Origin of the sequence: Stenotrophomonas sp. Bg11-02, assembly GCF_002836635.1 — a bacterium.
Taxonomy (GTDB): Bacteria; Pseudomonadota; Gammaproteobacteria; order Xanthomonadales; family Xanthomonadaceae; genus Stenotrophomonas; species Stenotrophomonas lacuserhaii.
Genome location: NZ_PJAY01000071.1, coordinates 96075 through 115814 on the forward strand (window position 1 = coordinate 96075; position 19740 = coordinate 115814).

Here is a 19740-nt window from a genome sequence, read left to right on the forward strand (position 1 = left end):
CTCGTTCACGGCCACTTCGGCGGCTGCGCGGCCCAGGCCTGCTGCACCTGTGCCAGTGTGGCGCGCTCGCTGTCGCGCCACGTCGGCAACAGGCTCGGGTAGTTCGTCGAGGTGCTCCACTGGCCCGGTTCGGTGCGGACGGCGGCGGCATACCACTTGACCGCTTCCTCCTTCTGCCCGAGCTGCCACAGGGCCAGTGCGTAGGTCGGCGGAATCCACGACGGATTGCCTCGCAATGCGTTGGCGGCGGCATGCCACTGCTCCAGCGCCGCCTCAGGCTGGCCTTGGCGGAACAGGTCCCAGCCATGGTTCCAGCGCACCATCCGGCCCGACGGCGAATTGGCCGCGGTGGCCTGCAGCGCTTCGGTGTAGAGCTGCTGGCCAAGTTCGGTGCGGCCCTGCGCGATGGCCACACCGGCCAGCTGCACGGTCGCCTCGAGCGACTTGCGCCCGCGTTCGCGCTGGCGCAGCAGCTGGCTGACCAGCTCATCGCCCTCGGCCTGTACCACCACCACCGGAACGGCAGCGGGATCAGGATCGAAATAGAACTCCTGCGGCGCAGGCAGGAGGGGGGCAGCCCATGCAGCGGCTGTCCCCGATACCAGCACCAGGCTGGCAAGGAACTGTCTAACAAGTGACATCGATTTTTCCCCAGGTTGCAACAACAACCTCCCACTTCCTGATCCTAACCGCAGTGCGGTACCAGAAGCGAGTACCGGCCGACGACCGGGCCACTGTTACAATCCGCGCCCTCCGGTCCTGCGCCAGCGCAGCCGGCGCCAGCCGATCCGAACCAGGCCAGCCATGACCAGTACCGCCCAGCTCACGTCTCCCGATTCTGCCGACCAGCTCGACCGCGACTACACGCTTGACCACAAGTACGCGCGCGAAACCGGGCGGATCTACCTGAGCGGTGTGCAGGCGCTGGTCCGGCTGCCGCTGATGCAGCGGCTGCGCGACGCCGCCGCCGGCATCGACAGTGCAGGCTTCATCAGCGGCTACCGTGGCAGCCCGCTGGGCGGCTTCGACCTGGAACTGTGGCGCGCGCGCCAGCATCTGGACGCGGCCAGGGTGAAGTTCACCCCCGGCCTGAACGAGGATCTCGGCGCGACCATGGTCTGGGGAACGCAGCAGACCAACCTGTTCCCGGGTGCCAACGTGCAGGGCGTGTTCGGCATGTGGTACGGCAAGGGGCCGGGCGTGGACCGCTGTGGCGACGTCTTCAAGCACGCCAACGCGGCCGGCACCTCACGCCTGGGCGGCGTGCTGGCGCTGGCGGCCGATGACCATGCCTGCCGCAGCTCCACCCTGCCGCACGGCAGCGAGGACGAGTTCGTCAGCGCGATGATGCCGGTGCTGAACCCGGCCGGTGTGCAGGACATCCTGGACATGGGCGTGCTGGGCTGGGCGATGAGCCGCTACACCGGGCGCTGGATCGGCTTCAAGACCATCGCCGAGACGGTGGAATCATCGGCATCGGTGGACGTGGACCCGCTGGCACGACGCATCGTGCTGCCCGAGGACTTCGAGATGCCGGCCGGCGGTCTCAACATCCGCTGGCCGGACCCGCCGCTGGACCAGGAAATGCGCCTGCACCGCTATGCGGTCAAGGCCGCGCAGGCGTTCGCGCGTGCCAACGGCATCGACCGCACCGTGCTGGATTCACCGCGCGCGCGGCTCGGCATCGTCACCACCGGCAAGAGCTACCTGGACGTGCTGCAGGCGCTGGAATACCTGGGCCTGGACGAGGCGGCCTGCGCCGACATCGGCATCCGCGTGTACAAGGTCGGCATGACCTGGCCGCTGGAACCGCAGGGCATCGCCCGCTTCGCGCAGGGGCTGGAAGACATCATCGTGGTGGAAGAGAAGCGAGCCTTCATCGAGCGCCAGATGAAGGAGCAGTTCTTCAACTGGCCGGCCAGCTGGGGCCCGCGGCCGTCCATCGTCGGCAAGTACGACGAAGAAGGCGAGTGGATCCTGCCGTCCACCGGCGAGCTGACCCCGGCCACCATCGCCGGGGTGATCGGCCGGCGCATCCAGAAGTTCTTCAACAACGACTCCATCGAACAACGCCTGCAGTGGATGCAGGAGAAGGAAGCCGAGCTGGCCCTGCCGCGCGCGAACTTCCCGCGCGTGCCGCATTACTGCTCCGGCTGCCCGCACAACACCTCCACCACCGTGCCGGAAGGCTCGCGCGCGCTGGGCGGCATCGGTTGCCATTACATGGTGACCTGGATGGACCGCAGCACCGACACCTTCACCCACATGGGTGGCGAAGGGGTGACCTGGGCCGGCCAGGCCGCCTTCACCGATACCCCGCACGTGTTCCAGAACCTGGGCGATGGCACCTATTTCCACAGTGGGTCGCTGGCGATCCGCCAATCGGTCGCCGCCGGGGTCAACATCACCTACAAGATCCTCTACAACGACGCGGTGGCGATGACCGGCGGCCAGCCGGTGGACGGCCCGCTGAGCGTGCCGGACATCGCCCGGCAGATGCGCGCCGAAGGCATCCAGACCATCGTGGTGCTGTCGGACACCATCGAGAAATGGACCCGGCAGCGCGCCCAGTTCCCGGACGGCGTGGCCTTCCATGACCGCAGCGCGCTGGATGCGGTGCAGAAGCAGCTGCGCGAGGTGAAGGGCGTTTCGATCCTGATCTACGAGCAGACCTGCGCGACCGAAAAGCGACGCCGGCGCAAGCGCGGCAAGCTGGAAGACCCGGCCAAGCGGGTGGTGATCAACTCGCTGGTGTGCGAGGGCTGCGGCGACTGTGGCAAGAAGAGTTTCTGCGTATCGGTGCTGCCGAAAGAAACCGAGTTCGGGCGCAAGCGCGATATCGACCAGTCCAACTGCAACAAGGATTATTCCTGCACCACCGGCTTCTGCCCGAGCTTCGTCACCGTGCACGGCGGCAAGCCGCGCAAGGGCAGCAAGCGCGATGCCTCCACCCTGCTGGACAACCTGCCGGCGCCGCCGGTGCGGACCGCGCTGGAGCAGCCCTGGAACATCCTGATCACCGGCGTGGGTGGCACCGGCGTGGTGACCATCGGCGCGCTGCTGGGCATGGCCGGGCACCTGGAGGGCAAGGGCTCTTCGGTGCTGGACCAGACCGGCCTGGCGCAGAAGGGCGGTGCGGTCACCACCCACATCCGCATCGCACGCACGCCGGCCGACATCCATGCCGTGCGCATCGCCGCCGGTGAAGCCGACCTGGTGCTGGGCTGCGACATGGTGGTGGTCAACGATTACTGGGCGCTGTCCAAGGTGCGCGCCGGTCGCACCCAGGTGGTGCTCAATACCTATGAAGCCATGCCGGGCAGCTTCACCACCCGGCCGGACATGCAGTTCCCCGCCGCCGACATCGTGGCCGGCATCCGCGTGGCGCTGGGCGGCGAATCGCCGCTGCTGCTGGACGCCACCCAGCTGGCCACCGCGCTGCTGGGCGATGCGATCGCAGCCAATCTGTTCATCCTGGGCTACGCGTGGCAGCAGGGCCTGGTGCCGCTGTCCTTCGATGCGCTGATGCGCGCCATCGAGCTCAACGGCGCGGCCGTGGCGATGAACCAGCAGGCCTTTGCCTGGGGCCGCCTGGCCGCGGTGGACCCGCACGCCGTGCAGCAGGCCGCCGGCCTGGTCCGCAATGGCCACACCTCGGCCGAAACCACGCCGGGTCCGTTGCACGCGTTGCCGCCGGGCGAATGGGAAAGCACCGAATGGGGCGCCACCACCGCACCACGCAACAGCAGCGACGAACGCGAGCTGCGGGGCCTGCCCGGGCACGCCGGCGATGACGTGGCGTTCCTGCCGCTCGACGATGAGCGGCTGTCGCGCTCGCTGGATGAAATGATCACGCGCCGCGCCGCATTCCTGGTCGACTACCAGGACCAGGCCTATGCAGACCGCTACCGCAGCCTGGTCGATCGGGTGCGGAAGGGGGAACAGGACACGCTGGGCGGCTCCACCGCGCTGACCGAAACCGTGGCCCGTTACCTGTTCAAGCTGATGGCCTACAAGGACGAGTACGAAGTGGCGCGGCTGTATACCAGTGGCGATTTCCAGCGCCGCCTGCAGCAGCAGTTCGAGGGCGATTACCAGCTGCGCTTCCATCTGGCTCCCCCGCTGTTCGCCAAGAAGGATGCGCAGGGCCGCCTGATCAAGAAGGAGTATGGCCCTTGGATGCTGAAGGCGTTCGGCGTGCTGGCCAAGCTGAAGTTCCTGCGTGGCGGCCGGCTGGACCCGTTCGGTCGCACCGCCGAGCGCGTCGGCGAACGCCGGTTGATCACCGATTACGAGGCCACCGTGCAGCTGCTGCTGGACGGCCTGGATGACCACCGGCTTGCGCTGGCGGTGGAGATCGCCAGCATTCCCGAGCACATCCGCGGCTACGGCCACGTCAAGGAAGCGCACCTGGAGAAGGCCAAGGCACGCGAGGCGACCTTGCTGGCGCAGTGGAACAACCCGCGCGCGCTGCACATCGTCCAGGTGGCTTGAGGGCTGCCACGGCTGCTGCCCCGTCGGCAAGGTAATCGAACAGTTACTTCGTTGAAATGTAATCGTTCGATTACTATTGGACTTATGTGAACTATCGGTTACATTTGCCCGATGGCCCAGCTCAAGACGCCCAATGATCTTGGAGTTCTCATCCGACAGCGGCGCAAGGCGCTGGCGTGGGATCAGGCCACGCTGGCGCATGCCGTCGGCGTCAGCCGTCGATGGGTCATCGAGATGGAAAAAGGAAAGCCCGGAGCCGAACTGGGCCTGATACTCCGCACCTTGAACGTGCTCGGCCTGCGCTTGGACGCAACGCCTTCTTCGTCTTCTCCCACTGCCGAAGGCAGTGGCCCGCGCGTGGACATCAACCGGATCATTGATAAGAGCAAAGTCGAACAGGCTGCGCCCGACGTCGACAAGAGCGCGCTCGCGGATCTCGTAGGCAATTGGCTTGCACGCGCGGATTCGGGACACCTGCAAGAGAAAGACAGCGTTGAACAACGTAATGTCCTGGGTGCTCCGGAACCTGCGGATGGAAATCACCCACGCCGATCCCGTTGACGCACTCCGCAGGTCCTCGTCTTCGCAATCAATCAACCAGCTCACGAACCTGGGAACACCGATGGCCCTGACTGTACTTCTATCTGGTGAGATTGCAGGGACACTCGGCAGTGATGCCCACGGCCACCCTCAGTTCGACTACGCCAGTGGATGGCTGGAATCACCTGCCGCCTATCCCCTCTCGTTGAGCCTGCCGCTGCTGCGGAAGCGGTTCGGACACGAGGACGTCGCGTCGGTGCTGTGGGGGCTGCTGCCCGACAACGAGAACCTGCTCCAGCGCTGGGGCTCACATTTCCACGTGTCGCCCCGTAATCCCGCGGCACTGCTGGCGCACGTGGGCGAAGATTGCGCCGGTGCCGTCCAGTTCATCACCGACCAGAGACTCGCGGCCGTCCTGGGTGGTGCAGACGATGGCGTGGTCACGCTGACCGGCGAAGAGGTCGCTGCACGTCTTGCTGGCTTGCGGCAGACCGGTGGTGTCGGGCGCCCTGACGACACGGTAGGTCACTTCAGCCTCGCCGGAGCCCAGTCGAAGATCGCATTGATGAAGCAACCGGACGGCTGCTGGGCGATTCCCAGTGGGCGACTGCCGACGACCCATATCATCAAACCACCGAGCGGCGACTATGACGGTTTCGTGGAGAACGAGATCTTCTGCCTGCGACTGGCACGCCAGCTTGGCCTTCCTGCCGCGCACGTGGAAAAGATGGTCGTCAATGGCGAATCCGCGATTTCGGTCGAACGCTATGATCGCCAGCAGATCGACGGGGTCTGGCATCGGATCCATCAGGAGGATTTCTGCCAGGCGCTTTCGATCACACCTCACCTGAAGTACCAGAACCAGGGTGGACCTGGTCCCGCTGATCTGGCCGCTCTGCTGTGGGCGCACTCTTCCCAGCCTCGCGTCGACGTAGATGTCCTGATGCGCGCACTGATGTTCAATTATCTCATCGGTGGAACCGACGCCCACGCGAAGAACTGTTCACTGCTTTTCGGATCCGGCGGCACGGTGAGGCTTGCGCCGCTGTACGACATTTCCAGCGCATTTCCTTATCCGAGCCTGCAGCGGCGGAAGATAAAGATGGCCATGAAGGTCGGCAGCCATTACAGATGGTGGGATATCCGGCTGCAGGACTGGCAGACCACCGCCGAATCAATGAAGCTCGACCCCACGGCCACGTTGTACACCTTGGCCGAGATGGCCGGCAGCCTGCCGTCTGCTGCCAGCGCAGTGAACATCCGCATGCGCGCGGAGGGAATGGCCCATCCCGTTCTGGACGATCTCGTCGAGGAGCTGCATGCGTCGTGTGCGCGTCTGCTCGGCAAGTTCGAGGCGCCCGACGCCTGATCACCCCAACCGCCACACCAGCAACCGGTTGTTGGCCGGCATCGGCAGATCGTCCACTGCGACGAACCCCTGCGCTGCCGCCAGCGCCTGCACCGCCTCACCATCGCGGATGCCGCTGCGCGGATCGCGGGCCTTCAGCCAGCCATCGAACTGGGCATTGCTGTCACTGGTGAAGCGACCGGCGTAGTTGAAGGGGCCATACACCGCAAGCAGCGCACCGCCCTCCAGCAGCGCAGGCAGGCCGGCAAACAGCGCCTGTACGTGCTCCCAGCCCATGATGTGCAGGGTGTTGGCACTGAACACCGCATCGAAGCGCGGCGTACCGGCCGGCACGGCCAGCGGCGGCGCCGGCGGCAGCGCGGCCTGCAGCGCGAACGGTGGCTGCAGATTGGCCAGCCCGGCATCGTCGCGCCACGCGCGGATCCCCGCCAGGTGGTCCGGGTGGTCGCTGGGCTGCCACTGCAGCCATGGCCAGCGCTGGGCGAAGCAGGCGGCATGCTGGCCGGTGCCACTGCCGATCTCCAGCACGCGGCGGCGATCGGCCATGAACGGGTCCAGCGCGGCGGCGATGGGATCGCGGTTGCGCTCGCAGGCAAGGGAGTACGGCTTTTCGGTCATGGTTCGTGACGAAAGTGGCAGAACGCCATTGTGCCTGTGACACGACCATGACTGCAGTCACTTGTGCCATTGGATGGCGCTGGCGAAAGTCGGGTGTCAACTGAGTGCACGTGGGGTGGTGGCAGTGCGACGTCGAGATTTCCTGGCCTTCACCGGCGCCGGCCTGGCCGGCCTGATGCTGCCGCACGGGCGATTGATCGCCGCCGAGCAGCTGCTCGAACCCGGTGACCCGGCGCTCGGCAAGCGCCTGGCCGATGCCGCGCTGCAGGCCGCGCGCGGCGCCGGTGCCAGCTACTGCGACGTGCGCATCGGCCGTTACCTGAGCCAGGGCATCATCACCCGCGAACGCAACGTGGAAAACGTCACCAACAGCGAATCGGCCGGCGTCGGCGTGCGCGTGATCGTCGACGGCGCCTGGGGTTTCGCTGCCACCCACCAGCGCACGCCGGAGCAGGTCGTGCAGGCGGTGGCGCAGGCGGTGGCCATCGCCCGCGCCAACGCGAAGGTGCAGACCCGCCGCGTGCAGCTGGCTGCCACGCCCGGGGTGGGCGAAGTCAGCTGGCGCACCCCGCTGAAGAAGAACGCCATGGCGGTTCCGGTGCAGGACAAGGTCGGCCTGCTGCTGGACATCAATGCCGCCGCGCTCGGCGCCGGCGCGGACTACTTCAACTCCACCCTGTTCCTGGTCAACGAACAGAAGTACTTCGCCTCCAGCGATGGCTCCTGGATCGACCAGGACGTGCACCGCATCTGGCTGCCCTTCACCGCCACCGCGGTGGACAAGGCCAGCGGCCGGTTCCGCACCCGCAACGGCCTGTCCGCGCCGATGGGCATGGGTTACGAGTTCCTCGACGGTGACCGCAGCGGGCGCTTCGAACTGCCCGGCGGGGTGGTCGGCTACGGCCATTCCTACGACCCGCGCGAAGACGCACTGGCCGCCGCGCGCCAGGCACGCGAAAAGCTCACTGCGCCTTCGGTGAAGGCCGGCAAGTACGATGTGGTGCTGGACCCGTCCAACCTGTTCCTGACCATCCACGAGAATGTCGGCCATCCGCTGGAACTGGACCGCGTGCTGGGCTACGAGGCGAACTACGCCGGCACCAGCTTCGCCACGCTGGACAAGCGCGATGCCGGCTTCCGCTGGGGCAGCGACATCGTCAACTTCACCGCCGACAAGACCCAGCCGGGCAGCCTCGGCGCGGTGGGCTACGACGATGAAGGGGTCAAGACCCAGCGCTGGGACCTGGTCCGCGATGGCATCCTGGTCGACTACCAGGCCACCCGCGATGAAGCGCATATCCTCGGGCGCGACGCCTCGCATGGCTGCAGTTACGCTGATTCGTGGTCCAGCGTGCAGTTCCAGCGCATGGCCAACGTCTCGCTGGCGCCGGGCAAGGCGCCGCTGAGCGTGGCGGAGATGGTCAAGGACGTGGAGAACGGCCTGTATTTCCACGGCCGCGGCTCGTATTCCATCGACCAGCAGCGTTACAACGCGCAGTTCGGCGCCCAGCTCTGCTACCAGATCAAGGACGGCCGCATCACCGGCATGGTCGAGGACGCGGCCTACCAGATCCGCACGCCGGAGTTCTGGAACGCCTGTTCGGCGATCTGCGATGAGCGCGATTTCCGCCTCGGCGGCTCGTTCTTCGACGGCAAGGGCCAGCCCTCGCAGGTATCGGCGGTATCGCACGGTTCGTCCACCACCCGTTTCAACGGCATCAACATCATCAACACCGCGCGCAGTCTCGGCGCATGAGTCCTGTCCAACATCCACACGTGGAGAGCAGCCTTGCAACGACGTGACTTCCTCGCCCTCACCGGGCTTACCGCGGGCGGGCTGCTGGTGCCCTCCTTCTTCGGCAGGGCGATCGCCGCCGAACAACTGCAGACCGTGCTCGACCCGGCCCTGAAAAAGCGCCTGGCCGATGTCGCCCTGCAGGCGGCGCGCAGTGCCGGCGCCACCTACTGCGACGTGCGCATCGGCCGCTACCTGCGGCAGTTCGTGATCACCCGCGAAGACAAAGTGCAGAACGTGGTCAACACCGAGTCCACCGGCGTGGGCATCCGCGTGCTGGTCAACGGGGCCTGGGGCTTTGCGGCCACCAACCAGCTGGCCAGTGCGGACATCGCCAAGGCGGCGCAGCAGGCGGCGGGCATCGCACGCGCCAACGCCGGCATCCAGACCGCACCGGTGCAGCTGGCTGCAGCCCCCGGCGTGGGCGAGGTCAGCTGGCGCACGCCGGTACGCCGCAATTCCATGGAAGTGCCGATCAAAGACAAGGTCGACCTGCTGCTGGACGTCAACGCGGCGGCGATCAATGCCGGCGCCAGCTTCGTCAATTCGATGATGTTCCTGGTCAACGAACAGAAGTATTTCGCCTCCACCGATGGCTCCTACATCGACCAGGACGTACACCGCATCTGGGTGCCGATGACGATCACCGCCATCGACAAGGAAAGCGGCAAGTTCCGCACCCGCGAGGGCCTGTCCGCGCCGATGGGCATGGGCTACGAGTACCTGGACGGTTCGGCCGCCGGCAAGGTGGTCACCCCCAACGGGGTGGTGAACTACTCCACGTCCTACGACATGAAGGAAGATGCCATCGCGTCGGCCAAACAGGCGCGCGAGAAGCTGAAGGCGCCCTCGGTGAAGCCCGGCAAGTACGACCTGGTGCTGGATCCTTCGCACACCTGGCTGACCATCCACGAGTCGGTCGGCCACCCGCTGGAACTGGATCGCGTACTCGGCTACGAGGCCAACTACGCCGGCACCAGCTTCGCCACGCTGGACAAGCGCGAGCAGCGTTTCCAGTACGGCAGCGAGCTGGTCAACATCTTCGCCGACAAGACCCAGCAAGGCAGCCTGGGCGCGGTGGCGTATGACGACGAAGGCGTGAAGTGCAAGCGCTGGGACCTGATCAGCGACGGCAAGCTGGTGGATTACCAGACCATCCGCGACCAGGCCCATATCCTCGGCAAGACCGAGTCAGATGGCTGCTGTTATGCCGATTCGTGGTCCAGCGTGCAGTTCCAGCGCATGGCCAACGTGTCCATGGCACCGGGCAAGCAGAAGCTCAGCGTGGATGAGCTGATCAAGGACGTGGAGAACGGCATCTACATCATCGGTGACGGCTCGTTCTCGATCGACCAGCAACGCTACAACGCGCAGTTCGGTGGCCAGCTGTTCTACGAGATCAAGAACGGCAGGATCACCGGCATGCTGGAGGACGTGGCCTACCAGATCCGCACGCCGGAGTTCTGGAACGCCTGCAGCGCCGTCGCCGACGAGCGCGACTACCGCCTGGGTGGCTCGTTCTTCGACGGCAAGGGCCAGCCGGGCCAGGTCTCGGCGGTCTCGCACGGTTCGTCCACTGCCCGTTTCAATGGCATCAACGTCATCAACACCGCACGCAGCCTCGGCTGACCGGTCTGGAGCCCGAAACCCATGAGCATCTTCACCGAACAGCAGGCCAAGGCCATCCTCGACAAGGTCATCGCCCTGTCCAAGGCCGATGAGTGCACCGCGACCCTGGCCGGGTCCATCAACGGCAACATCCGTTTCGCGCTGAACAACATCTCCACCAGCGGCATCGTCAGTGATGCCTCGCTGGCCGTGGAAGTGGCCTTCGGCAAGCGCGTCGGCACCGCATCGATCAACGAATTCGACGATGCCGCGCTGGAACGCGTGGTGCGCCGTGCCGAAGACCTGGCCCGACTGGCGCCGGAGAACCCGGAGTTCATCCCGGCGATCGGCAAGCAGACCTATCGCCCTACGCCGACCTTCAGCGAATCCACCGGCGCCATCGATCCGGCGTTCCGCGCCAAGGTCGCCGCCGATTCGATCCTGCCGTGCCGCCAGGCCGGGGTGATCGCGGCCGGGTTCCTGGAAGACGGCCACGGCTTCGTCGCCACCGCCAACAGCAACGGCAACTTCGGCTACCAGCGCACCAGCAGCTTCGATTACACCTGCACGGTGCGCACCGAAGACGGCCGCGGTTCGGGCTGGGTCGGGCGCAACCTGAAGGATGCGGCCGACTTCAAGGCCGACCAGGACGTGCGCATCGCCATGCGCAAGGCCACCGAATCGGCCGAAGCCAAGGCGCTGGAACCGGGCAAGTACACGGTTATCCTGGAACCGGCTGCGGCTGCCGGTCTGATCAGCTTCATGATGCGCTTCTTCGATGCGCGCTCGGCCGATGAAGGCCGCAGCTTCCTGTCAAAGAAGGGCGGCGGCAACAAGCTCGGCGAACAGGTGTACGACCCACGGGTGAACCTGCACGCTGATCCGTGGCACCCCGAAGCGCCGGTACTGCCGTGGGATGACAACGGCATGCCGCGCGACAAGGTCGCCATCATCGAGAACGGCAAGATCGCCAACCTCGACTACTCGCGTTTCTGGGCACAGAAGCAGGGCAAGACCGCCAACGCGCGGCCGGGCAACCTGCTGATGAGCGGCGGCGACAAGAGCACGGCAGACCTGGTGCGGGGTACCCAGAAGGGCATCCTGGTCACCCGTACCTGGTACATCCGCATGGTCGATCCACAGACCGTGCTGCTGACCGGCCTGACCCGCGACGGCACGTTCTACATCGAGAACGGGCAGATCAAGCACCCGGTGAAGAACTTCCGCTTCAACGAATCGCCGGTGATCATGCTCAACAACATCGACGAGCTGGGCAAGCCGGTGCGCGTAGCCGGTGACGAGTCCAGCTTCGTGATGATGATCCCGCCGATGCGCCTGCGCGATTTCACCTTCACCTCGTTGTCCGACGCGGTCTGATGCCGCGTTGGACGGATAGCGACGGCCACTGGCCGTCTGCAGGGACGGCGTGAACCGCGCGCAGTTCCTGCGTGCGATGCTCGGTGGCGCCGCCCTGGCGGCGCTGCCGCGCTTCGCCCGTGCCCAGGCGGGGCGCTACGATTTCTGGTTCACGCGGCTGAAATACGATTCCGGTGACTGGGACGTGGATGCGCGGATGCCGTCCAACCTGATCACCTCGCTGATCGATTACACCAGCCTGCGCGTGGACCCGAAGGAACACGTGCTGGACCTGTCCGATCCCCGCATGCTGCAGGCACCGTTCTGCTACCTCGCCGGCCACAAGCTGGTGGAGTTCAATGCCGCCGAACGCGAGAACTTCGTACGGTACGTGCGCAACGGGGGCTTCGTGTTCGTGGACGACTGCAACCACGATATCGATGGCCTGTTCGCCAAGTCCTTCGAAGCGCAGATGGCGAAGCTGTTCGGCGCTTCGGCATTGAAGAAACTGCCCGACAACCACGCGCTGTACCGCAGCTTCTTCAACTTCCCGGACGGCCCGCCGGCCACCGGGTTCGAGTTGAACGGCTGGGGCGACGACCTGGTCCACGATTACCTCAAGGGCATCGAAGTGGACGGCCGGCTCGGGGTGCTCTACAGCAACAAGGATTACGGTTGCGAGTGGGACTACCACTGGCGCAACAAGCGTTTCCTGGCCGAAGACAACACCCGCTTCGGCGTCAACATCGTGATGTACGCGTTGAACAACTGAGCATGGCCGGCGTTTCCCGGCCTCCCCCCCACCTGACAGGCTTGACCATGACCGCCCCTGACCTTGATTCCCTGCTGCCGCGCCTGCAACAGCTGCGCGATGCGCTCGCCCAGGCCGTGGTCGGCCAGCATGAGGTGGTGGAGCAGCTGCTGATCGGCCTGCTGGCCGGCGGTCACTGCCTGCTGGAAGGCGCGCCCGGGCTGGGCAAGACCCTGCTGGTGCGTTCGCTGGGACAAGCGCTGGAGCTGCAGTTCCGCCGCGTGCAGTTCACCCCGGACCTGATGCCCAGCGACATCCTGGGCACCGAGCTGCTGGAAGAAGACCATGGCACCGGCCATCGCCATTTCCGCTTCCAGAAAGGCCCCATCTTCACCAACCTGCTGCTGGCCGACGAACTGAACCGCACGCCGCCCAAGACCCAGGCGGCGTTGCTGGAGGCCATGCAGGAACGCACCGTCAGCTACGCCGGGACAACCTACACGCTGCCACAGCCGTTCTTCGTACTGGCCACCCAGAACCCGATCGAACAGGCCGGTACGTACCCGCTGCCGGAAGCACAGCTGGATCGCTTCCTGCTGCATGTGCGGGTGGATTACCCCAGCGAGCAGGAAGAGCAGGACATCCTGCGCCAGACCACCGGCAGCACCAGCGGTAGCGTCCCGAAGGTGATGGATGCCGAGGCGGTGATCGCGCTGCAGGACGCGGTGCGCCAGGTGCACGTCAGCGACGATGTGCTGGCCTGGATCACCCGGCTTGTCCGCGCCAGCCGCCCGGGCGTGGCGGCACCGGCAGCGGTGAACCAGTGGATCAAATGGGGTGCCGGCCCGCGTGCCGGCCAGTCGCTGGTGCTGGCCGCCAAGGCCCGTGCGCTGCTGCAGGGGCGCTTTGCCGCCACGCGAGACGACGTGGAGGCGCTGGCCGCGCCGGTGATGCGCCACCGCCTGCTGTTGTCCTTCGCCGCCGAGGCCGAAGGCAAGGGCGCCGACGACGTGGTCGCTGCGCTGCTGCAGGCCGTGCCGTTCCCCGGCTGACCGCGACGACGCACGCGTGGACCACAACGCCCCCATTGCCCTGCCCGCCGACGTCCGCGGCCGCCTGAAGGCCCTGCGCCTGCAGCCACGCCGTGCGCACGGCGCGCACGGCATCGGCCAGCACGCCAGCCGCAGCCGGGGCGCGGGGCTGGAGTTCGCGCAGTACCGCGCCTACGAACCCGGCGACGAACTCCGCCAGGTGGACTGGAAACTCTACGCACGCTCGGACCGCTTCTTCGTTCGGGAATCCGAGCGCGAGAGTCCGGTAACGGCCTGGATCCTGATCGACGCCAGTGCCTCGGCCAGCCAGCGTGATCGCGCGCGGCCGGCGTGGTCGCGGCTGGACCACGCCAGTGCGGTGGCCGCCTGCCTGGTGGAACTGGCACTGCAGCAGGGGGATCGATTCGGGCTGCTGGCCATCGGTGGCAGCGGCGTGCAGCTGGTGCCGGCCGGGAGCGGCCCGCGCCACCGTGACCGGATGCATCTGCAGCTGCGCCAGCTCAGCGCCACGGGCATGTGGCCGCCGGCGGACATGCTGCGCCCGGTGTGGGAGCGCGTGCATGCGGGAGACATGCTGGTCGCGCTCGGCGATGGCTTCGACGAGGCCGGCACCCAGCTGCTGGAACGCCTGGCCGCCGCGCGCCGGGATGTTTTCAACGTGCAGCTGCTGACCGCCGAAGAGCGCGATTTTCCGTTTACCGAAGGCCATCGGTTCCGCGATCCGGAAACCGGGGCGGAGCTGCTGGGTGACGGCCGCGCGCTGCGCGCGGGCTACCTGGAACAGTTCGCGCAGGCCCGCCGTGCGTTGCAGGCGCGCCTGCAGTCTGCCGGCATCGCCCACGCCACCGGCTGGCTCGACGAGCCACTGGATGCCCCCCTGCAGCAGCTGTTCGGCACGCGGGGCGCCCCATGAGCCTGTCCTTGTTGTTCCCACTGGGCCTGCTGGCGCTGGCAACGCTGCTGGTTCCGCTGCTGATCCATCTCGCCCGGCGGCAGCACGAGGTGCCGCTGGACTTCGCCGCGTTGCGCTGGTTGCAGGCACGCGTCCGACCGCGCAGCCGCGTGCGGATCGACGAATGGCTGCTGCTGGCATTGCGCCTGATGCTGCTGGCCACGCTGGCGCTGCTGCTGGCGCAACCGGTGCTGCAGGGCGGAACCGCGCAGGTGCGGCCGGTCACCGTGGTGGCCCCGGGGCTGGACGCCACCGTGCTGCGCGGTGCGGACAACGAAGGGGACTGGCGTTGGCTGGCCCCCGGTTTCCCGCCGTTGCAGCAGCCGCCGGCAGCGTCCACGGTGGCCTTCGCCAGCCTGCTGCGCGAGCTCGACCAGAACCTGCCCGCCGGCACGCCGCTGGTGGTTCATCTTCCCGATCCGCTGCCCGGGTTGGACGGCGAGCGCATCCGGTTGTCGCGCACCGTGCAATGGCGACCGCAGCCACTGCCGGTGGCCGCCGCAGGCACCGTGCCGGAAGCGCCGCGCCTGCATGTCGGCGGCAATGGAGATCCTGCGGCGCTGCGGGTGCTCGATGCGTTGCAACGCGCGTGGACCGGTTCGCCGCTGTCCGCTGCCACCGATGCCGTGCCGGCCGACGGCCGGATAGGCGTCTGGCTGGCCGCCGCGCCCGTGCCGCCGGCTTGGCAGGCGTGGCTTGCCGAAGGCGGCAGCGTGCTGCGCGTCGCCGCCCCTCAGCCCGGTAGTGCCGGCGCCGGAACCGCGACCTCGCCGTGGTTGCCGGTGCTGCGCGATGCCCAGGGCGCGGCGCTGCTCGAGCAACGCCGCGTGGGCCGCGGGCGCCTGCTCCGCTTCCCGGCCGCACTCTCCACCGCCGCGCTGCCCGCTGTCGCGGACGACGACTTTCCCCGACGCCTGCGCGATGTGCTGACCCCGCCACCGGTCCCCACCCTGGGCGTGGCGGCGGATCACTCACCGCTGACCGGCGCGGCAGCCCCACTGCCACGACCGCGTGACCTTGCCCCGTGGATGCTGCTGGCGATCGTGCTGCTGTTTGCGCTGGAGCGTTGGCTGGCAACGTCGGCCAGGCGCAGGAGCACGCCATGAACACCGCCGTGAGCCGCGCCTGGCAGGCAGCACGCCGACGCCAGGCAGCGCAGGTGATGGCCATCGCGGTGCCGCTGGTGGTCGCGCTGGCCGCACTCGCATGGCGGCTTGCCACGTATGACGTGGCGAGCGGGGTGCTGGCGATCGGCCTGCTCGCTGCCGCCGCGCTGGCGACCTGGCGCGCGCGTGCGCTGGATCGCCGCTGGCTGGTTCGCCAGCTGGACCAGCGGCCCACGGCGCGCGACAGTGCCGACCTGCTGTTCACCGACGCCGCAACGCTCAATCCATTGCAGTTGCGCCAGCGCGAACGCATCGATGCGGCCCTGCGCCAGGATCCACCGGAGCTGCGTGCACGTTGGCCGCGGCGCGCGCTGGCAGCAGCAGGGTGCGTCAGCGTGCTGGTGGTCGCCCTCGCCTTCGGTTGGCCCCGCGCTGGCAGCGTGCCGGCCGCTCCTGCGCCGGTTGGCACGGCAAGCGGCACCGCGGCTTCCACGCCGCCTGCGCTGCAGTCCGCGCGCCTGCGGATCACCGCGCCGTCCTATACCGGCCAGCCGGTACGTACGCAGAGTGAGCTCGACGGCAAGGTCGCGCAGGACAGCCAACTGCGCTGGTCGCTGCGTTTTTCCGGCACGCCCACACGTGCCGCGCTGCAGTTCCACGACGGGCAGCGCGTCGAACTGACGCAGCAGGATGGGCAGTGGAGCGGCAGCTGGAAGGCTGCAAGGCCGGTCCTGTACCGCGTGGTGACCGAGCCCGCACTGCGCGACACGCGCCTGTACCGCCTGGACGTGGTGCCCGACCAGCCGCCCAGCGTGCGGGTGGTCGAGCCGGAGGCCACGCTGGTGCTCGGCACGCCCGGCCAGCGCCGCTGGCAGCTGCGCTTCGAAGCCCGCGATGATCACGGCGTGGCCGCCACGGCACAGCTGAAGGTAACCCTGGCCCAGGGCAGCGGCGAGAACATCACCTTCCGCGAGCAGGTCATCACCCTCCGTGGCAGCGGCCCGGCAATGCAGCGCCGCTTCGCCCACGCGCTGGACCTGGCCGCGTTGGGTGCCAGCGCCGGCAACGATGTGATCGCGCAGCTGCAGGTGCGCGACAACCACGCGCCCACGCCACAGTCCGCGCAGAGCAGCAGCCTGATCCTGCGCCTGCCGACCGAAGCCGACGTGCAGGAGGCCGAGCTGGAAGGCATGGTCAAGCGCACCCTGCCGGCGTATTTCCGCAGCCAACGGCAAATCATCATCGATGCCGAAGCCCTGCTCGCCCAGCGCAGCAAGCTGTCAGGGGACGAGTTCACCCGTCGCTCCGATGCGATCGGCGTGGACCAGCGCATCCTGCGCCTGCGCTACGGCCAGTTCCTCGGTGAGGAAAGCGAGGGCGCACCCAGGCCCCCGCCCACCAGCGACCTGCCGACCAGCGACGTGCCCAGCAACGACGTTCCTGCTCCTGCTGCCGAAGATCACGAGCACGACGGCCATGCCGCGGACCACGATGATGACCATGGCCACGATCACGCTGGCAGCGACGCACCGCAGGTGTTCGGCAGCGCCACCGATGTACTTTCCGAGTACGGTCATACCCATGACCACGCCGAGGCCGCCACCCTGCTCGATCCGCAGACGCGCGCCACGTTGAAGGCTGCACTGGACCAGATGTGGTCCTCCGAAGGCGAGCTGCGCCAGGGCCGGCCGAAAGAAGCCTTGCCGCATGCCTACAAGGCGCTGGCCTTCATCAAGGAAGTGCAGCAGGCCGAGCGGATCTACCTGGCCCGGGTGGGTCCGGAACTGCCTCCCATCGACGAAAGCCGGCGGCTGGGCGGCAAGCGCGAGGGCATCGACAGTCGACGCCTGCCGCTGGCGGCGCTGACGGCGCCGGACCAGGCCATCGTCGCGGTCTGGCAGCAGCTGGACGGCGCTGGCCAGCCCCCGGACCTGGACGCGTTGAACGGCTGGCTGCGTGCCAATGAAACCCGCCTCGCCGACCCGCTCAGCCTTGCCGCATCGATTGAAGAACTGCGCATGGCACCGGACTGCATGCGCTGCCGCGACGCGCTGCGCGCGCAGTTGTGGCGTGCCCTGCTGCGCCCGGTTCCGGCACCGGCACGGCGCAGCGCACCCGACGCGATGGGACAGCGTTACCGCGATGCACTGGGAGCCGGACCATGACCGACAGTCGCTGGATCGGCGCGGCGATCATCGCCATCGTGCTGCTGGCCACGCTGCGCGTGCTGCTGCAGCAACGGCGCGGCGCGCGCCTGCCGCCCCTGCGGCTGGCCGCGCTGCTGGTGCTGCAGGCGCTGGCGGGTGGGCTGTTGCTGCTGGCGCTGGTGCCGCCGCAGCACACCGCGCCCCGCCATGCGCTCACGCTGCTGACCGCCGGCGCAGCGCAGGCGCCTGCTGCAGCCGATGACGCCTCGACGGTACTCGCCCTGCCGGAGTCCAACGCGCGCGCCGGCATCGCGCGCGTGCCGGACCTGGCCACCGCCCTGCGCCAGCACCCGGGAACCGAACGGCTCACGCTGGTCGGTGATGGGTTGTCCGCGCGCGATCGTGATACAGCGTTGCCCGCCGAGGTGCAGTTGAGGTTGTCGCCCGCACCGCGCGGCTGGATGGACCTGCAAGCGCCGGCCGTCACCGCCCCCGGGGCGGTCTTCGCGGTGCGCGCACGTGCCCAGGGCGTGTCCGACGGCCGTGCCGAGCTGCTCGATCCTGCAGGCCAGGTGGTCGCGCGTGCCGCGCTGGACAAGCGCGGCGGCGCCCGCCTGGAAGGTGTTGCGCGGGTCGTCGGGCGCACCGTGTTCCAGCTGCGGCTGCTGGACGGCAGCGATCATCAGGTGGACAGCATCCCGGTCCCGCTGCAGGTCGCAGCGCCTGCACCGGTGCGGATGCTGATGCTGGCCGGTGCGCCCGGACCCGAGGTCAAATACCTGCGACGCTGGGCCGCCGATGCGGGGGTGGAGCTGCAGTTCCAGTCCAGCGTGGGGGCCGGCGTGACCTTGGGCGACGCACCGGTGGCCCTGACCCCGGCGCGGCTTGCGGGATCAGACGTGCTGCTGCTGGACGAACGCAGCCTGGCCGCACTGGGCGCAGCGCAGCGCAACGCCGTGCAGCAGGCCCTGCGCGATGGATTGGGCGTGTTGGTGCGCAGCGCGGGGCCGCTGCCGGACAACGCGCGCCAGACCCTGCGTGGCTGGGGCCTGTCGGTCACCGGCAATGGCCAGGCCGCGGCGTTGAAACTGGCGGGCGAATCGCAGGCGGAGCTGTTGCCGGCGCGGCGCGGACCGCGGGCTCCGGCGGCGGAGGCAACGCAGTGGATGGCCGAGGCCGATGCACGTTCCCACCTGGCCGAGGTGCCGGCGCTGGAACAGCTGACCCTGCGCGTCGCTGGCGCCCAGCCGCTGCTGCAGGATGCGGACGGCGCGGCCATCGGCGGCTGGCGCGCGAGCGGTCGCGGACGGATCGGCCTGCTGCCGGTGACCGACAGTTACCGCGCGGTGCTGGCCGGGCGCGATGATCGCCATGCGGAGCTGTGGAGCAGTGTGATCGGCCTCATCGCGCGCCCGGTCGCGGCGGCGCCCGAAGTGCAGGTGGCGTCCGATACGCCCTGGGCGGGCGAGCGCGTGGTGGTGTGCGGTGTCGCGGCCGGCGCGCAGGTACGTCGCAGTGCCGAAGCCGCACCGGAAACGCTGATCGTCGACCCCGCCACCGGCACGCAGCGCTGCGCGGCATGGTGGCCGCGCCAGGCCGGCTGGCACGAACTGATGCAGGGCGATGTGCGGCAGGCGGTGTATGTGTTCGACCCCGCCGACGCCACCGCGCTGCATCGCCAGCAGCTGCGCGACAGCACGGCGCTGCGCGTCGCCGGCGGGCACGGACGGATGTCGGCCGCCACGCAGCAGGTGCCGGGCGCGCGCTGGCCATGGCTGCTCGCCTTCGTGCTGGTCGCCGGCCTGCTGTGGTGGCTGGAGCGGCGCACCACCGCAACGGACCGGTAACGCCGCGCCATGCTCGGCGAGCGCAGCGGAAAGGCAAAGGCGTGCCGACCAACGGTCGCCACCCACCAAGCGCAGAAGCTGACGCCCAGCTCGCAGTGAATGATT

The 19740-nt window shown here is 68.1% G+C and carries 14 protein-coding genes; 12 read left to right on the plus strand and 2 right to left on the minus strand.

Annotated elements, in window-relative coordinates:
- Positions 1-5 precede the first annotated feature (5 nt).
- Positions 6-641, minus strand: coding sequence for a tetratricopeptide repeat protein (locus CXG43_RS18540; RefSeq protein WP_101101629.1), 636 nt, complete (start codon positions 639-641; stop codon positions 6-8).
- Between the two features lie 163 nt (positions 642-804).
- On the opposite strand from CXG43_RS18540, the gene CXG43_RS18545 reads away from it, so the two are divergent.
- From CXG43_RS18545 to CXG43_RS18555, 3 genes are all read left to right on the plus strand, one after another.
- Positions 805-4494, plus strand: a complete 3690-nt coding sequence (locus tag CXG43_RS18545; RefSeq protein WP_101101631.1) for an indolepyruvate ferredoxin oxidoreductase family protein — start codon at positions 805-807, stop codon at positions 4492-4494.
- A gap of 111 nt (positions 4495-4605) precedes the next feature.
- Positions 4606-5055 (plus strand): helix-turn-helix transcriptional regulator, encoded by a 450-nt coding sequence (locus tag CXG43_RS18550; RefSeq protein ID WP_101101634.1) that lies wholly within the window; start codon positions 4606-4608, stop codon positions 5053-5055.
- Positions 5027-6403 (plus strand): type II toxin-antitoxin system HipA family toxin, encoded by a 1377-nt coding sequence (locus tag CXG43_RS18555; protein WP_232767881.1) that lies wholly within the window; start codon positions 5027-5029, stop codon positions 6401-6403. The genes CXG43_RS18550 and CXG43_RS18555 overlap by 29 nt, the downstream gene beginning before the upstream one ends.
- Here the strand turns inward: CXG43_RS18555 and CXG43_RS18560 are convergent, their stop codons facing one another.
- The gene (locus CXG43_RS18560; protein WP_101101638.1) at positions 6404-7021 is read right to left on the minus strand and encodes a DUF938 domain-containing protein; all 618 of its coding nucleotides are present in this window, start codon (positions 7019-7021) and stop codon (positions 6404-6406) included.
- Positions 7022-7145: 124 nt separating this feature from the next.
- On the opposite strand from CXG43_RS18560, the gene CXG43_RS18565 reads away from it, so the two are divergent.
- From CXG43_RS18565 to CXG43_RS18610, 9 genes are all read left to right on the plus strand, one after another.
- Positions 7146-8777 (plus strand): TldD/PmbA family protein, encoded by a 1632-nt coding sequence (locus CXG43_RS18565; protein WP_182656541.1) that lies wholly within the window; start codon positions 7146-7148, stop codon positions 8775-8777.
- A gap of 33 nt (positions 8778-8810) precedes the next feature.
- Positions 8811-10445 carry a TldD/PmbA family protein gene (locus CXG43_RS18570; RefSeq protein ID WP_101101640.1) on the plus strand — a complete coding sequence of 545 codons (1635 nt, stop codon included), beginning with the start codon at positions 8811-8813 and terminating at the stop codon, positions 10443-10445.
- 21 nt (positions 10446-10466) lie between these two features.
- A complete protein-coding gene (locus CXG43_RS18575; protein ID WP_101101642.1) occupies positions 10467-11801 on the plus strand; it encodes a TldD/PmbA family protein in 1335 nt (444 codons plus the stop codon).
- A 76-nt stretch (positions 11802-11877) separates the two neighbouring features.
- Positions 11878-12552 carry a DUF4159 domain-containing protein gene (locus CXG43_RS18580; protein ID WP_198551421.1) on the plus strand — a complete coding sequence of 225 codons (675 nt, stop codon included), beginning with the start codon at positions 11878-11880 and terminating at the stop codon, positions 12550-12552.
- A gap of 47 nt (positions 12553-12599) precedes the next feature.
- Positions 12600-13583: a MoxR family ATPase gene (locus CXG43_RS18585; RefSeq protein ID WP_101101646.1), complete on the plus strand. Its 984-nt coding sequence runs from the start codon at positions 12600-12602 to the stop codon at positions 13581-13583.
- A gap of 16 nt (positions 13584-13599) precedes the next feature.
- Complete coding sequence (locus tag CXG43_RS18590; protein ID WP_101101648.1) at positions 13600-14496, plus strand: DUF58 domain-containing protein; 897 nt, start codon at positions 13600-13602, stop codon at positions 14494-14496.
- A gap of 2 nt (positions 14497-14498) precedes the next feature.
- Entirely contained in the window at positions 14499-15641 is a 1143-nt protein-coding gene (locus CXG43_RS18595; protein ID WP_101101797.1) for a BatA domain-containing protein, read from the plus strand.
- Positions 15638-17806, plus strand: a complete 2169-nt coding sequence (locus CXG43_RS18600; protein ID WP_101101799.1) for a hypothetical protein — start codon at positions 15638-15640, stop codon at positions 17804-17806. Before CXG43_RS18595 ends, CXG43_RS18600 begins: the two co-directional genes overlap by 4 nt.
- Positions 17803-19635 (plus strand): hypothetical protein, encoded by a 1833-nt coding sequence (locus tag CXG43_RS18610; protein ID WP_157825179.1) that lies wholly within the window; start codon positions 17803-17805, stop codon positions 19633-19635. Before CXG43_RS18600 ends, CXG43_RS18610 begins: the two co-directional genes overlap by 4 nt.
- Positions 19636-19740 lie beyond the last annotated feature (105 nt).

Excerpts from the sequence above, each read along its gene's own strand:
- CXG43_RS18540 (WP_101101629.1), bottom strand. The coding sequence starts at position 641 with ATGTCACTTGTTAGACAGTTCCTTGCCAGCCTGGTGCTGGTATCGGGG.
- CXG43_RS18545 (WP_101101631.1), top strand. The coding sequence starts at position 805 with ATGACCAGTACCGCCCAGCTCACGTCTCCCGATTCTGCCGACCAGCTC.
- CXG43_RS18550 (WP_101101634.1), top strand. The coding sequence starts at position 4,606 with ATGGCCCAGCTCAAGACGCCCAATGATCTTGGAGTTCTCATCCGACAG.
- CXG43_RS18555 (WP_232767881.1), top strand. The coding sequence starts at position 5,027 with ATGGAAATCACCCACGCCGATCCCGTTGACGCACTCCGCAGGTCCTCG.
- CXG43_RS18560 (WP_101101638.1), bottom strand. The coding sequence starts at position 7,021 with ATGACCGAAAAGCCGTACTCCCTTGCCTGCGAGCGCAACCGCGATCCC.
- CXG43_RS18575 (WP_101101642.1), top strand. The coding sequence starts at position 10,467 with ATGAGCATCTTCACCGAACAGCAGGCCAAGGCCATCCTCGACAAGGTC.
- CXG43_RS18580 (WP_198551421.1), top strand. The coding sequence starts at position 11,878 with ATGCTCGGTGGCGCCGCCCTGGCGGCGCTGCCGCGCTTCGCCCGTGCC.
- CXG43_RS18585 (WP_101101646.1), top strand. The coding sequence starts at position 12,600 with ATGACCGCCCCTGACCTTGATTCCCTGCTGCCGCGCCTGCAACAGCTG.
- CXG43_RS18600 (WP_101101799.1), top strand. The coding sequence starts at position 15,638 with ATGAACACCGCCGTGAGCCGCGCCTGGCAGGCAGCACGCCGACGCCAG.
- CXG43_RS18610 (WP_157825179.1), top strand. The coding sequence starts at position 17,803 with ATGACCGACAGTCGCTGGATCGGCGCGGCGATCATCGCCATCGTGCTG.